The sequence below is a fragment of the Mesorhizobium sp. WSM4842 genome, assembly GCF_055901575.1.
Window position 1 is genome coordinate 2,965,656 of the sequence record NZ_CM148372.1, and the last position, 14,553, is coordinate 2,980,208.

Genomic DNA, 14,553 nt, shown 5'->3' on the forward strand with positions numbered 1-14,553 from the left:
ACACTGCCGCGACGCTACTTCGATGCCTCGGCCACCTTTGCCTTGATGTCCTCGTCGATGCGGACGAAAGCCTCGTCGAGCTTCATCTCGCCGGCCATGACCTGACTGATGCGGGTCACCAGCGCGCCATAAACCGGAGTTCCCCATTTCCATGCCGGCAGGGCGGCGGCATTCGGCGCGATCTTGCCCGACGCCTTCAGGAAGGCTTCGAGCGACGCCTTGACGTTATCGTCATCGGTCTTGTAATCGATCTTGCCGGCGAGAACGCCCTTGTGTGCGGGCAAGAACAGGGTGCGCTCGGTGAATTCGCGCATGATGTCCTCGCGTCCCAGGAAGTCCATCACCTTGCCGACTTCAGACGCGTTTTTCGTGTATTTGATGGCGACCAGCGCGGCGCCGCCCGGCATGCCGGTGCAGGCGGCGGGGCCGCACGGCGAGCCCGTCGCCACCCAGTCAAAGTTCTTGCCGATCTTGCTGGCGAGGTTGGCAACCTGCCAGCTGCCGGAATAGTAGTAGGCAATCTGCCCATTGATGAAGTCGTCGGCCCCGGCGCGATAGGTGGTGCCCGACGCCGATACCCAGATTTCCTTGTTCATGCGGCCGTCGGCAACCCAATTGACCAGCTTTTCGGCGAAAGCTTTCGTACCGGCGTCGATCGGCGCCGGCAGTCGATCACCGCCGATGTAATTGGCGCCATAAGAGATGTTCGGCGCCGAGATACGATGGCCGCTGCGGTCGATGGCAAAGGCAGCGTTGAGCTGCTGGCTCTGCTGCACCTTGCCGGCGGCATCGATCCATTCGTCCCAGGTTGCGGTGTCGGCCGGGATCGGCACGCCGGCCTGTTCGAAAAGCGTCTTGTTGACGAAGCCGCCGGTCAGCGTGATCTGGGTCATGAAGCCCGGAATGATCTTGGAACCGTCAGGGCGCATCCAGTCGAACTGGTCGCCGAAATTCGTCTGCCAGTATGCTGGATCGGCCACCACAGGCGTCAGGTCGAGCCAATGGTCGGCGAGTTCCTTGATATTGGTGACGCGGGCGATATCGGGACCACGTCCCGCCTCGAGTTCGACCGGAAGCTGCTCCTGGACAACCTTGTAGGCGACGTTGTCGAGAATGACGTTGATGTCCGGATTGTCTTTCATGAAGCGGTTGAGCAGGTCCTGTATAACCTCGCCCTCGACGCCGTCCGAGTACCACATCACGCGAACGTCGCCTGCGAACGCGGTCGACGACAGAAGGCCCGCCGAAAGGCCCAGGATTATCGAATTCATTCTCATGGTTCACTCCTCCGCTTTTGCGGTTTTCACCGCTTGATTGTCGCTGTCCGGGCTGCTTGTCCTGCTCCTTTTGATCCGATCCTCACCTGGTTGCGATGGCGTCGGCTGTGAAGAACGTGGCTTCACCCGTGACCTGCCAGTCGGCCGGATCGATGACACGGTTCTCAGCCTCCATGCGGCCATCCGGATGGAACAGCACGTCGCCGTATTCCGGGTCATTGACATGCAGAAGGTCGTTTTTTCCATGGCCGAGCGCGAGCTGAGAAAACTGCGCCTCGAATTCGTCCAGCGACCCGTATTGCCGGCGCCGGCCCAAGCGGATGATCCATGCGGCTTGATGGCCCGGCACGCGCAACTCGTTTCCAGCTGTCGGCCCGCGGCCGACCAGCTCGAAGGCGCTGTCGGCCTTCAGCATCGCGAACCCATCGCCGCCGCGCGCCGAAGCGATATTTTTCTTGACCCACGCTTCATCGAACGCGCTCTGTGGGAACCAGGCATGGGTAAAGTCGGGTTGCTCGGCAGCGCAGCTGAACAGCACAACGGCCAGGTCGCGGTATTGATGCACGCGCGGCAGAGATCCGGAGCCGCCCCAGTAGGACGGCCGACCATAGCCCGAATGAATTGTCTCGCCCGGATGGTTGATCCATATCTGCGCGTCGGGATTGCCGCCGAGGCGCAGGTGCAGCACCGTTTCCTGATAACCCCATTCGTTCCAGCGATAGGCTGCTGCGCTTCCCATGGCGAAATCGCGGGTCTTGTAGTGGTAGAGCTTGGCGATCCGGTTCTGGCCCTGCGCGAAGCGCCATTCCTGTGCGTCGTCGCCCGCCATGCAAGCGATGCCGGTCAGCTCTTGCGGGACGTGGAGGCCATGGTCGCGCAGGCAGAGCGCAAGCTGCGGCAGGGCATGGAAGCGCATGCCGTAGAAACCTTTGCCCCACAGCATGCGTGCAATGCCGGAAAGTTCCAGCGAACGGGCGGCGCGCAGCGTGTGTTCGTAGGAGCGTCCCTGCGCGCCGGTAAGCATGCCCTGCTGAGCCGAGCGGGCGACGATCTCGAGCAGGCGGTTGATCGCAGCCCCGGCGCGCCGGCGCACATCGGCATCTGGCCCAAGCGCGTATAGGATCGTCAACCCCTTGAGATCGATCGGGAAATAAGGGGCGGAGTTGAATTCCGCCATTTCCCATTCCTCGAAATGATCGAGCCAAGCGCGCACGCGCGCAAGGCCCACGGTCGACTGCTCCGCGCCGGTGCGCCCCGAGCGGACAAAGCGGGCATCGGGCAAGAGATGGCCGCCGAGATAAGCCGCGGTGTGAAACAGAAGCGCATGGTTTTCGGAGAAGTACCACTGCACGTCGTTGCCCGGCTCATCCATCCAATAGCGGTAATTGAGGATCGCCTCGTCAATGCGGTGACGGAGACCGGCCGCGATCGAGTCGCCATAGGCACGACGGCACCAGAGCAGTGGAACCAGGATGAAATCGGCGCAGTCGTGGCAATCTTCGATCGCCGGCAGTGCAGCAGCAATGATGGCGTCGGTTTCGGCGCCGCCGCGGCCCGTCGCCAGCCTCGCCAGCGCCCGCACGGTATCGGCCTCTGCGAAATTGGAGACCTGTTCCAGGGCTTCGCCGATCCTGTCGGCAAGGATGGCAGGAGCGCGGCCCTGACGCGCCGCATGACAGATCTCCACGCCGAAGACCCGCTGGGCAACAAAGCCTTTAGATGAGAGCGATACGGCAAAATGCCGGAAGTCGGCGGGAAGGTCTTCCGTCGCGGCAATAGTGATGCGTCTTGCCCCCGCTTCGATGCGGCGGCGGAGGATCACGGGCTCTTCGATCGACATGAAGTCGCCCTCGATCACGATCGCTACGTCCACCGCAACCGGCAGCGCGACATCCGTCACCAGCGCCACTTCGCCGCCGGAATAAAATGGGCGCTCGAAATGCATCGCGTCGAGAGCGGCTTCCATGGCCGCCGCGACGTCGCCTTTGACGGTCGTAGGCAAGACCTGTTCGGCAGTTGGGCCCGACAGATAATCGAGTTGGAAGAAGTAGCGTGCGTCACGCTCGGCGAGATCATCGAACCAGATGCTGATCTCGTTGGCGCCGGCGACGAGATCGACCTCGAAATCCTGCGAAGCCTCGAGATTGCGCCCGTAGGGCGCCATCCAGCCGGCCTCTATTCCGTTGACGAACAAAACGGCGCCGCCGCAGGTGCGCAGACGCAGCCTCGCCCGGCCGTCCGAGACTGCGTCGAGCACGGTATTTGCCCAGGTGGCGACCACGGTCGGGCGGAACCAGAAGCCCGACAGGTCGACGCGCGGCGAGCCGAACGGAAGCCAAACACGGTCCGGCTCGAACACTCCCTGCGGCCCAGGCCGTTTCCCGCGGCGTTCGGTGGCAAACTCGGTTCGGCAGGGATATTCGTGCGGGATGAAATTCTTGTGCTTGGTCAGGAAGAAGAAGGGATCCATCTCCCCTTGCATCGGCTGATCTGCAACATCGTAGCGCTGCTCAGACGTCGTGCCGACGAGCCAGTAAACGACGGGGCCGCCGAGCGCGAGCGGCCGGCGCAGCGTAAGATCGTGCTTGGTCGGTTCCACGGTGTTCATCGCAGCGTCTCAACAGGCACGGGCGACACGTCGTTATAAGCCTGGTTCTCGCCCGTCATGCCCCAGACGAAGGCGTAGGGGCCGGTTCCGCTGCCCATATGGATCGACCAGGCCGGCGAGATGACACAGTCGCAATTGGCCACGATCAGATGGCGGGTATTGTCCGGCCGTCCCATCAGATGGATCACCCGATCTTCCGCCGCGAGATCGAAATAGAGATAGGCTTCCATACGCCGCTCATGCAGGTGAGGGGGCAGGGTGTTCCAGACGCTGCCCGGAGCGAGATCCGTGATGCCCATCAGCAGCAGACAGGAAGGCGCGACTTCCGGATGAATGTACATGCGCAGTGTGCGCTTGTTGGCGCGTCGCTCCTCGCCGAGTTCAAGCGGCTTCGCCTCGGATTTCGCGATCAGCCGATGCTTGATGTCTGCGCCGGCCGGAACCGAGTTCATATAGAACCAGGCGGGGTTCGCGGCGCTGTCGCTTTCGAGCGTCACTTGTTTAGCGCCGCGCCCGACATAGAGCACATCGCGGTTGGCGAGCGCGAAGCGCTGCTGGTCGACGCTCACCGTTCCTGCGCCGCCGAGATTGGCGATGCCCATCTCGCGCGCGGTGAACAGATGAGGCGTGCCGACGTCCGCGCCATCGCCGAAACTCAGCGGCTCTCCGGTTGGGCACGCGCCGCCGACGATCATGCGGTCGACATGGGTGTAAGCGAAGGCGATGCGGCCGGGCTCGAACAGCCGCTCCACCAGAAACTCGGCGCGTAGCCGCTCCGTCCCGTAGCCATCGATGTCGCCCGGACCGGCGCCGAAGAGAACGCGCATCGTCATGCCGCCGCCTCGGCAGCTTCGGCATGGATCATCCCCTCGGTGAGGCAGAGGATCGCCAGGGCCTGGCCGTAGCCGGTAGGCTGGATCGGGATGTCGCGGTAGAACTGAAGATCATGGCCCATGCGGGTGCCATAGGAAACGTTTCCGAGCACGCCGTTCTCGTCGATGCTGGCCAGCACCGCGTCGAGTGCGCGCCTGCCCGCCGGACCGCACGCCTTGGGCCCGAAGCCTATGCGCGCAGCTTTCATGAGACCATAGCCGATGCCGGCGGTGGCCGACATCTCCTCATAGGAGGTCGGGTCGTCGAGCAAAGTGTGCCATGCTCCCGATGGCGCCTGCAGGCGCAGTAACGCTTCGATCTGCGCTTCCAGCACGCCGAGCAGATAGGCTTCGACTGGCTTGCCGATACCGCCATTTTCGATCAGGTCGAGGATGCCGACCGTGATCCAGGCGTTGCCGCGGGCCCAGAGAGCGCGGGCAAAATTATGTCGGCCGGCAAATGTCCAACCATGGAACCACAAGCCTGTTTTCGGGTCGGCGAGATAGCGAGCATGGACGAGGAACTGGCGAACAGCCTCGTCGATGCAAGATTGCCGGCCGGCCGCGCGTCCGTGGAAAGCGAGGAACAGGCCAGCCATGAACAACGTGTCGTCCCACAATTCGTCGTCGTTGATCTTGTCTGAGACATTGTGCTGGAACCCGCCCTCGGGCGTGCGAGGCATGTCGCGAAGCAGCCTTTCGGCCCATTGGTCGAGAGGCGTTTCCCAACGCGGATCGCGTGTCTCGCCCCAGAGCAATGCCAGCGCCATCATCGGAGCGGTGGTGTTGATGTTCATCGGCGGCAGGCCCGCCCTTAAATGGCGCTCGTACCAGTCCTCGATTGTCTTCAGAAGCTTCGGGTCGCGATTGTGCCGCCAGAGGCAAACGAGGCCGTAGAGCCCCACACCCTGCGGCCATTCCCAGGAATCGAAGCTGATGTAGTCGCCGGCCGTGCCGTCGAGGTTGGGCTCGTCGAAACGGCCGTCATGGCGCAGGCCCGTCATGCCGCGCACGAGCAGGTCGAGCTTTGAGCGCATATCTCTCATTGACGACGCCACTACTCCTCCCAGGTTTTGCGCGATGCCGGGCAAATGGGTGCCACAGGCATTTTTGTTGCGCAATCTGAAATTTTTTTGCAGCATGAAGGTCTGGTGAGGAAACAGCCGATGGTCGTGAAGGTCGAAAGCGGGAAGCGCGGCACGCTCAGCCGGCGCGTGCGGCTCGAAGACATCGCCGCGCGCTGTGGCGTTTCCGTCAGCACGGCGTCGCGGGCGCTTGCCGGCGGCAAGGGCGTGCGCGGCGACCTTCGGTCGATGATCATCGAAACCGCCAAGAAGCTGAACTACACGGTTGCGACTTCGATCGCCGGCCGCAAGGTGATCCTCGCCGCAAGCAACGCTGCCAGGATCGACTATGTGCGCAACCAGTTCACCTTCTATGTGCTCGACGGACTGAACGAGCGTGCACGAACTCTCGGCGTCGAGCTGGTGTCGCGCTCCATCGCTGACGCCGGTGAGCAGATCGCTCTGCTCAATGAGGCCAGGCAAGACAAGAGCGTCGTCGGCTGCCTGTTTCTGACGCTTGACGACGAGGCGGTGCTGACGCTGACCGGCGGTTTCGGCAAGCCGATCGTGCTCATAAACGGCGACGACCCGGCGATGCACCATTCGAGCCTGACGCCATGCAACCGCTCGGCGGCGCATCTCGCGACGCAGCACCTGCTCGACCTCGGCCACCGGCGCATCCTGTTCCTGATGCGGCGCGGGCGGCGCACGATCGAGCGTCGCTTCGAGGGCTGGCAGGATGCACTGCGAGAGCGCGGCCTGGCGGCTGGCGACCTGGCTGTGGAGGTGGCGGACTGGCTGCCGGACCTTGCGGCCGAAGCGATCGCGCGGCGCATTGAGGCTCGTGGCCTCGACTTCACAGCTGTGCTCGCCGCGGGCGACAGCCTCGCTATCGGCGCGATGATGGCGATCCGCAAGTCGGGTTACGAGGTGCCTGCCGACGTGTCGGTCATGGGCATGGATGACCTTCCGCAGGCGGCTTTCCAAAACCCGCCCCTCACGACGATGCATATCCCGATGCGCGAGATCGGCGCGGCGTCGCTCGACCTCCTGCTCGCCGATCTCGGCGGGGACCTGCCGCCGCGCCGTATCGAATTCGCCTGCCATATCGTGCAACGCCAGTCGACCGGCCCGGTTCACGCCTGAGACGTATGGTTCACACCGCTGTGCGGGCCAGGCCATCACTACATCGATGGGGTCACGCTCGAACCGTCTTCGAAGCGCCCGTAACCTCCGCCGAAGAAAAGCAGGGGTTCGCCGTCTCGCAAGGTCGCGGCGGTTACGCGGGCAACGACGATCAAATGGTCGCCGCCCTCATGCCCGGAGATCCGCACGCATTCGAACCGCGACAGGCAGCCACCCAGCAGCGGCACGCCGGCATCGTTCAGGTCGTGCGGGAGGCCGTCGAAGGCTTGACCGACGCGAGCAAAGCGCTGGCTCAGCTCCATCTGCTCTGCGCCCAAGACATGAACCGCGAAATGCTCGCAACCTGCGAAGGCGGCAAAGCGCCTCGAATGCCGGCCGATCGACCAGAGCACGATCGGCGGGTCGAGGGACACCGATGCAAAGCTGTTCGCGGTGATGCCGACGGGACCATCAGGCGTCATCGTGGTGACGACGGTGATACCAGTCGCAAACCGGCCGAGCGCGTCGCGGAACTCGCGCTTGCGGTCGGGGTCGGGCACGAAGCTTTTCATCGGTTGCTGCTCGGGGTTGAGGAAGTGGTACATCAGGCGCCCTCCTGGCCAAGGGCTGCGGTGGAAGCTTCAATCTCGTTGAGGCGCATTCGCAGCATCATCATCGCCGCTCCCCGGTTCCGAGCGGCGTCGCCGGGGTGATTTCCGGCACCCGGCCATAGGCATGCGGCAGCGAGCAGGTGTTGATGTTCGGCAGCACGCGCTTGCCGAAGGACAAGGCCTCGTCGATATGCGGATAGCCGGAGAAGATGAAGGCGCGGATGCCCATTTTCCGGTATTCCTCGATCTCGCACATGACTTGATCGGTCGAGCCGACGATCGCGGCGCCGCAACCAGAGCGTGCGCGGCCAACGCCGGTCCACAGATGCCGCTCGACATAGCCTTGCGCGTCGGCGCCGGCGCGGTTCTTTGCCTGGTGCGCGACGCCCAGGGATGTCGCGTCCAGTGCGCGGGCGCGGATAACTCTGCCCTGCTCGTCATCGAGTTTCGAGACCAACTCCTCGGCATATTCGCGGGCTTCGGCTTCGGTGTCGCGCACAATCACGTGGACGCGCAGGCCATAATCCAATGTGCGGCCATGGGCGGCTGCACGCTCGTGAACATCACGCATGCGGTGCGCCAACACGTCCTTCGCCTCCGGCCACATCAGATACACGTCACACTGTGCGCCGCAGAGTTCGAGCGCGTCGGGCGAATAGCCGCCGAAATAGAGTAGCGGCCCGCCATTCTGTTGATAAGGCTTTGCGGGGTCGGCGGTTACTTTCCCGAACTGGTAGACTTCGCCCTGATGGTTGATTTCGTCGCGCGTCCAGGCCTGACGCAGGATCTCGATGACCTCGCGCGAACGCTGATAGCGGAAGCGGCTGTCGGCGAGTTCGCCGGGAAAGTCGGAAGAGATGACGTTGACCGTCAATCTGCCCTTTAGCATGTGGTCAAGCGTTGCGAGCGTGCGCGCCAGCATGATCGGTTGCATTTCGCCGCAACGCACCGCCGCGAGAAGGTTGATCGAATGGGTTATCGGAGCGCAGCCCGCCACGAAGGACAGAGTATCCTGGCCAACCTGATAGGACGAGGGACACAGGATATTGCGAAAGCCCAGTCCTTCGGCTGTCTTGACGATATCGGAGCAGTGCTCCCAACTCGACCGCAGCGCGCCATCCGGTACGCCGAGATAGCGGAAATCATCGGAGCACAAAGCGGAAAACCACGACACTTCAGCAGCGTCGAGATCAGCGGACGTCACCGGAACGACCGTCAATGTCCGCACTCCTTTCGTCAATTGCTGCCGCGACTGTCTTTCCCTGTTGAATATCATTCGTTTCTGTGTAGATCAATAGTGTATCAATTTTGCGTTTGGAGACAATTTGAGCACGTCCAGAAACGCCTACGCGCTTCCGATGCATCAGCAGGTCAGTGAAATGCTCATTCGCGAGATCGCGGCTGGCCGGATGATCGAGGGCGAGAAGCTTCCGCCGGAGCGCGACATGGCTGCGGACCTCGGAATAGCGGTCGGTACATTGCGCAGGGCGCTCGGCGATCTAGAGCGCAAGGGCTTGCTCAGCCGCATCCAGGGGTCCGGCAACTACGTACGTTCGCAACCCGAAGTGGCCAGCGTCTATTCCATGTTCCGGCTGGAACTGCTGGAGGGAGGCGGGCTGCCGACGGCGCGCGTTCTGTCAGTCGATCGGCTGGCGAAACCGAAGAACCTGCCGGTGTTCGGGTCGAGCGGCGAGGCCCATAGAATAAGGCGGCTGCGGAGCCTCGGCGGCAAGCCGGCGGCGCTGGAGGAGATCTGGCTCGACGGTTCCCGTGCGGAGACGGTTGCTATCGAAGAACTGTCGGATTCGCTCTATCTCTACTACCGCAAGGCGCTCGGCATCTGGATCTTGCGTGCAGAGGACCGCGTCGGGGTCGGCCAGGTGCCGGGATGGGCGCTGCCTGAATTCGGCCTCGCGCCAGGGGCCGCCGCCGGCTTCATCGAGCGTACCGGGTGGATGCAGGACGGCGCCAGCGCGGAGTTTTCCAGGACCTGGTTTGATCATGGCGTCGCGCGCTATGTCGCACGGCTGCGATAGGGAACCGATATGGCGAAGCACATTTCCTACGGCATGATCGGCTGCGGCATGATGGGGCAGGAGCATCTTCGCAATATCGCGCTGCTGCCCGATGTCGGCGTCGCGGCGATCTTCGAGCCCGACGCGACGATGCGCGCCCGCGCGGCAGCCCTCACCCCGCAAGCGTCGATCGCCGGCTCGGTCGCGGAGGTGGCGGCCGATCCGCGCGTCGACTGCTTGCTCATCGCCAGTCCGAACTATGTGCATTTCGCGCAGCTAAAGGAAATCGCTGCTATCCGTGCGCTGCCTATCCTGGTCGAAAAGCCGCTTTTCACCGACCCGGTCGACGCAGCCGCGGTGAAGGCGTTCGCCACGACCTATACCGCGCCAGTCTGGGTGGCGATGGAATACCGCTACATGCCGCCGGTCGCTCGATTCATCGAGCAGGCGCAGAACGCCACCGGCGGCATCCGGATGCTGACAATCCGCGAACATCGCTACCCGTTCCTGGACAAGGTGGCCCACTGGAACCGCTTCAGCCGTCGATCGGGAGGCACGTTCGTCGAAAAATGCTGCCATTTCTTCGATCTCATGCGGCTGATTCTGAAATCGGAACCGGTAAGGATCATGGCGTCGGCCGGACAGGAAGTGAACCATCTCAACGAAAATTATGATGGCGAGACACCCGATATCTGGGATTGCGGCTACGTGCTGGTCGATTTCGCCAGCGGCGCGCGCGCCATGCTGGAACTATGCATGTATGCAGAGGGCAGCCGCTATCAGGAGGAGATCAGCGCCGTCGGTGCGCGCGGTAAAGTCGAATGCCTGGTGCCGGGTCCCGGCCGCTTCTGGCCAGCTCATCTCGGCGCGGCGCCGACGCCGCAATTGATCGTCAGTCCGCGCTTTCCGCAGGGACCGTACGCCGTCGAGATCCCGGTCGACCCACAATTGTTGACGGCCGGCGATCACAACGGCTCGACCTTTTATCAGCATCAGCGGTTCTGCACCGCCCTACGAGGCGAGGGGCCGGTCGAGGTGACGCTGGACGATGGCTGGAAGGCTGTCGCCATGGGTATGGCCGCACAATTGTCGGCAAACCAGGGCACGGTCATTTCCAACCCGCTCGATGCCTGCGAGAGCGCTCAATGTGGCTGATGGTAACTCACGTGAGCGCTTGATCTTACTGACCAAGTGGTAGCGGAGACGTCTAAATCGCAAGATCAACGGCGTGAGCCGCCTAGAGCATTTTGCAGCCAAGTGGAATCACTTGGCGTCGCAGAAAATGCGGATAAAACAAATGGATAGAGCAGGATGCCTAGTTCAATTTGAACGCATCCCGCTCTAGTGGGATCAGTCAACCTTGCCTCCGATTGCCGCTATGGTTCGGACCAGCCTGTCCGCGACACAGGTCGATGCTCCAGCCGCCATGAGCATCTGCGGCAAGATCAACCATTCCAGCGTCCAGGCTGCACCAGAGCGCTCTTGCTCATGGATCAGCGCATGATGCATTCCCGACAATTGGACTGCGTTGTAGCGGGCAAGCGTCACCAGCATCTCGGCGTCGATGGGATTGCGCTTGTGCGCCATGGCGGACGATGAACCGCCGCCCGCCCGTTGCAGCTCGTCGCCTGCCTGCGCCATCAGCGCAATGTCCTGCCCGAACTTGCCGAGGCAGCCCGTCACAAGCGACAGCCAGTTGGCCAGCCCAGCGATGCGGTCGCGCTGGCTGTGCCATTGCGGCGCGTCGCCGAGGCTTAGCCGCCGGGCCAGCGCGGCACGGATGGCGGCGCCCTTGTTTGCGAACTTCTCGAGTGTCCCGACGGCGCCGCCGAACTGGATGACGAGAACCGATCCTCGCACCGATTGAAGCCGCTCGTGGTGGCGCACCAGCGGTTCGCGCCAGCTTGTGATGCGGTCGGCCACGGAAATCGGAATCGCTGCCTGCATTCGGGTTCGGGCCATCAGCGGGCGATCGCCAAACCGATGGCCGAGATCGGCGAAGGCGACCACCAGAGCCGAAAGCCGTTCTTCCAATAGGTCGATACAGGCGCGAATTCTCAGGATCATGGCCGTGTCGATCACGTCCTGACTAGTCGCACCGAAATGCACATGTTCCGAATGCGGCTCTCCCACAGCATGCCTGATCTGCCGTACGAGCTCCGGCACCATGACGCCGTCGCGCGCCGTTCCTTCCCTCAGGGCCTGGATTTCCGGCCGGAAGCTGTCGAGGACGCGTCCGATTGCGCTTGCTGCAGCCGCCGGGACGATGCCGAGTGCACCTTGTGCGTCGGCGAGCGCTTTCTCGAATTGCAGCATCGTCGCAAGTTCGGCCTCGACGCCGAGCAGCGTCGCCATCTTCTCATCGCCGAGAAGCCCGGACAGGAGGGGATTGTCGAATGCTGCGATCATATGTCGAAGAAGACCGTCTCGTTGATGCCCTGGAGATGAATGTCGAACCTATAGATGTCGCCATCGCGCGGCGCGACCAGCGTTGACACGCGCTCTCTTTGCTCAATGCGCATCAGGACGGGATCCTCGGCGTTGGCCGTTTCCTCGTCGCTGAAATACATGCGGGTGTGAAGGCCAATGTTGATTCCACGCGCGACGATCCAGACCGTCAAATGCGGCGCCATCTTGCGGCCGTCAAAAAAGGGCACGCGACCGGGTTTGATGGTTTCGAACATGCATTCGCCCGTCGTCATGTCGGTGGGCAGCCGGCCCCAGCCGGTAAAATTCGGGTCGGCGGAGCCGCGCAGGTCCGAGGGCGAATTGTAGATGCCGGCGGCGTCCGCCTGCCAGATCTCCACAAGCGCGTCCTTCAGCGGCGAGCCGGCGCCGTCGATCACCCGGATGTTGACCCTGATGCGTTCGCCCCTGGTCTTGTCGTTGATCATCGCGGTACCAAGGTCGCGTTCATAGACGCCCGCTATACCGGCGAAGTTGGGCGTCAGCCCGATATGGACGTAGGGTCCCGCGGTCTGCGAGGCGCTTTCCTTCATCCGGCCGAGAGCCTGGACCATCAGTTGCCCTCGATGCGGTTTTCGAACAGCGTCGAGCGGCGGCCGCGCAGTACAATGTCGAATTTGTATGCCCGCGCATCCATCGGTATCGTTGCCTCCATGTCGAGTGCGGCGGTGAGGCCTTCAATAGCGCGGCGGTCGTTGATGGTCCGCACGATCGGGCACCTCCAGATCATCGGGTCGCCCTCGAAATACATCTGGGTGATCAAGCGCTGCGCGAAGCCGTGCCCGAAGATAGAGAAATGGATGTGAGCTGGACGCCAGTCGTTGGGTCCGTTGGGCCAGGGATATGGCCCCGGCTGGATCGTGCGGAAACAATAGGAGCCATCCTCGCCGGTGATGGTGCGGCCGCAGCCGCCGAAGTTCGGATCGAGTGGCGCGAGATAAGTCTCCTTCTTGTGTCGATAGCGTCCGCCGGCGTTGGCCTGCCATACCTCCAGCAACTCACCGGCGACGCCGATGCCGCGCTCGTCGAGCAGGTGGCCATAGACGAGGATGCGCGGCCCGATCGCGCTTTCGCCCGGCCCGGCAAAATTGTGTATGAGGTCATCGTCCAGTTCACCGAGAATACTGTGGCCGAAGACCGGCCCCGTAAGCTCCGATAGGGTGTTGTCGAGGGAAAGAAGCGGCCGTTGCGGCGAGCGCAGCACGGAAGTCTTGTAGGCTGGCGTGAAGGCCGGTGGATGCCAGTTGCGGTCGCGCTGAAAGAAGGCGCCGATTTCCGGCGTGCGATTGGCGGGAAAGCGCGAGTTGGTCATGATTTGCCGGCTTGAGCGTCCATTTCGTCGAACGTCTTCCTGGCGATCTTCATCGCATGATTTGCCGCCGGTACCCCGGCATAGATTGCCACATGCAGCAGCGCCTCGCGTATGTCGTCGCGCGTCGCCCCGGTATTGACGCTGGCGCGGATATGCATCGCAACCTCTTCGTCCTGCTTCAGCGCGGCGAGCAGCGCGATAGTGATCATGGAACGCTCGCGCTTGGTGATGTTCGGCCGCGACCAGACGTGGCTCCATGCAGCCTCCGTGATCAGTTCCTGGAAAGGAATGTCGAATTCGATCTTGGCCGCCTCGGCGCGGTCGACATGGGCGTCACCCAGCACCGAACGGCGCGTCGCCATCCCTTCGACATATCGGTCGCCGTTTTGTGGCTTGCTCATTTGCGCTCTCTTCGCATGTCGTTCAGGAAGCCACGGATCAGCCCGGCGAGCCTTTCCGGCTGCTCGACGCATGGGATGTGGCCCGCACCGGCGATGACCTCGAACCGTGCGGCGGGGATTGAGCGGGCCAGCGATTCCACCAGTTCAGGCGGCGTCGATCCGTCCTGATCGCCGACAATGCAGAGTGTCGGCACTTTGATCGCGGCGGTCGTCGCGGTGAAATCGGCGTCGCGGATAGCCGCGCAGGCAGCAGCGTAGCCGGCCGGATCCTGGCGCGTCAGCATCGTTTTATAACCTGCCAGTTCCTCGCCGCGATTCTTATGGAAATCCGGTGTGAACCATTTTCGCATCACGTCGTCGGCAAAGCTCGCGATGCCCTCCGACAGGGCCGCGTTGATGCGCCCGTTCCACATCTCGGCCGTACCAATTTTCGCTGCCGTATCGCAAAGGATCAACGCCTCGATCAAATCCGACCGCGTCTTGTAGAGGCATTGCGCAATGACGCCGCCGATCGAAAGCCCGCAAATCACCGCGCGCTTTACGCCAAGATGGTCGAGCAGCCCTGCAAGGTCCGTCGCATGGGTCTCGATTGTTTGCGGCGCGCCACCCAGTTCGCTCAGGCCGTGTCCGCGCTTGTCAAACGCAACGAACGTACAGTCGTCGGCGAGCCTTCGCTCGACCTCGTTCCAGATGCGCATATCTGTGCCGAGCGAGTTCGCGAAGACGACCGTCGGCCTGCCGGCTGTGGGACGATGCCGGTAGTGGATCGTCGCGCCATTAATGCGAGCAAAGTTCATACCCG

Annotated in this window: 14 protein-coding genes; 3 read left to right on the forward strand and 11 right to left on the reverse strand. The window is 62.8% G+C overall.

The genetic code is table 11. The features are described from left to right. Positions 1–14: 14 nt before the first annotated feature. The 4 genes from AC0NIE_RS14315 to bglB form a co-directional block, all read right to left on the reverse strand. Positions 15–1,277 (reverse strand): ABC transporter substrate-binding protein, encoded by a 1,263-nt coding sequence (locus AC0NIE_RS14315; protein WP_473485431.1) that lies wholly within the window; start codon positions 1,275–1,277, stop codon positions 15–17. A gap of 82 nt (positions 1,278–1,359) precedes the next feature. After that, positions 1,360–3,885: a hypothetical protein gene (locus AC0NIE_RS14320; protein WP_473485432.1), complete on the reverse strand. Its 2,526-nt coding sequence runs from the start codon at positions 3,883–3,885 to the stop codon at positions 1,360–1,362. Continuing rightward, the gene (kduI, locus tag AC0NIE_RS14325; protein ID WP_473485433.1) at positions 3,882–4,718 is read right to left on the reverse strand and encodes a 5-dehydro-4-deoxy-D-glucuronate isomerase; all 837 of its coding nucleotides are present in this window, start codon (positions 4,716–4,718) and stop codon (positions 3,882–3,884) included. The genes AC0NIE_RS14320 and kduI overlap by 4 nt, the downstream gene beginning before the upstream one ends. After that, positions 4,715–5,803: a beta-galactosidase BglB gene (gene bglB, locus AC0NIE_RS14330; protein WP_473485434.1), complete on the reverse strand. Its 1,089-nt coding sequence runs from the start codon at positions 5,801–5,803 to the stop codon at positions 4,715–4,717. Before bglB ends, kduI begins: the two co-directional genes overlap by 4 nt. Before the next feature lie 120 nt (positions 5,804–5,923). On the opposite strand from bglB, the gene AC0NIE_RS14335 reads away from it, so the two are divergent. Continuing rightward, entirely contained in the window at positions 5,924–6,967 is a 1,044-nt protein-coding gene (locus AC0NIE_RS14335) for a LacI family DNA-binding transcriptional regulator (RefSeq protein WP_473485435.1), read from the forward strand. A gap of 38 nt (positions 6,968–7,005) precedes the next feature. On the opposite strand, the gene AC0NIE_RS14340 is transcribed toward AC0NIE_RS14335, so the two are convergent. Further along, the gene (locus tag AC0NIE_RS14340) at positions 7,006–7,551 is read right to left on the reverse strand and encodes a flavin reductase family protein (RefSeq protein ID WP_473485436.1); all 546 of its coding nucleotides are present in this window, start codon (positions 7,549–7,551) and stop codon (positions 7,006–7,008) included. Between the two features lie 67 nt (positions 7,552–7,618). Then, entirely contained in the window at positions 7,619–8,776 is a 1,158-nt protein-coding gene (locus tag AC0NIE_RS14345) for an LLM class flavin-dependent oxidoreductase (protein WP_473485437.1), read from the reverse strand. Positions 8,777–8,915: 139 nt separating this feature from the next. Here AC0NIE_RS14345 and AC0NIE_RS14350 point away from each other — a divergent pair, with 139 nt between their 5' ends. Together AC0NIE_RS14350 and AC0NIE_RS14355 are read left to right on the forward strand one after the other, a co-directional pair. Then, positions 8,916–9,593 carry a GntR family transcriptional regulator gene (locus AC0NIE_RS14350; protein ID WP_473485612.1) on the forward strand — a complete coding sequence of 226 codons (678 nt, stop codon included), beginning with the start codon at positions 8,916–8,918 and terminating at the stop codon, positions 9,591–9,593. A gap of 9 nt (positions 9,594–9,602) precedes the next feature. Continuing rightward, positions 9,603–10,727 carry a Gfo/Idh/MocA family protein gene (locus AC0NIE_RS14355; RefSeq protein WP_473485438.1) on the forward strand — a complete coding sequence of 375 codons (1,125 nt, stop codon included), beginning with the start codon at positions 9,603–9,605 and terminating at the stop codon, positions 10,725–10,727. Positions 10,728–10,922: 195 nt separating this feature from the next. Here AC0NIE_RS14355 and AC0NIE_RS14360 read toward each other — a convergent pair whose 3' ends face one another. From AC0NIE_RS14360 to pcaD, 5 genes are read right to left on the reverse strand one after another with little or no spacing between them, the layout of a single operon-like run. Then, positions 10,923–11,981: a 3-carboxy-cis,cis-muconate cycloisomerase gene (locus AC0NIE_RS14360; RefSeq protein WP_473485439.1), complete on the reverse strand. Its 1,059-nt coding sequence runs from the start codon at positions 11,979–11,981 to the stop codon at positions 10,923–10,925. Further along, complete coding sequence (gene pcaG / locus AC0NIE_RS14365) at positions 11,978–12,592, reverse strand: protocatechuate 3,4-dioxygenase subunit alpha (RefSeq protein ID WP_473485440.1); 615 nt, start codon at positions 12,590–12,592, stop codon at positions 11,978–11,980. The genes AC0NIE_RS14360 and pcaG overlap by 4 nt, the downstream gene beginning before the upstream one ends. Beyond that, the gene (gene pcaH / locus AC0NIE_RS14370; protein WP_473485441.1) at positions 12,592–13,350 is read right to left on the reverse strand and encodes a protocatechuate 3,4-dioxygenase subunit beta; all 759 of its coding nucleotides are present in this window, start codon (positions 13,348–13,350) and stop codon (positions 12,592–12,594) included. Before pcaH ends, pcaG begins: the two co-directional genes overlap by 1 nt. After that, entirely contained in the window at positions 13,347–13,751 is a 405-nt protein-coding gene (gene pcaC / locus AC0NIE_RS14375; protein WP_473485442.1) for a 4-carboxymuconolactone decarboxylase, read from the reverse strand. Before pcaC ends, pcaH begins: the two co-directional genes overlap by 4 nt. Then, positions 13,748–14,548, reverse strand: a complete 801-nt coding sequence (gene pcaD, locus AC0NIE_RS14380) for a 3-oxoadipate enol-lactonase (RefSeq protein WP_473485613.1) — start codon at positions 14,546–14,548, stop codon at positions 13,748–13,750. Before pcaD ends, pcaC begins: the two co-directional genes overlap by 4 nt. Between the last annotated feature and the right edge of the window lie 5 nt (positions 14,549–14,553).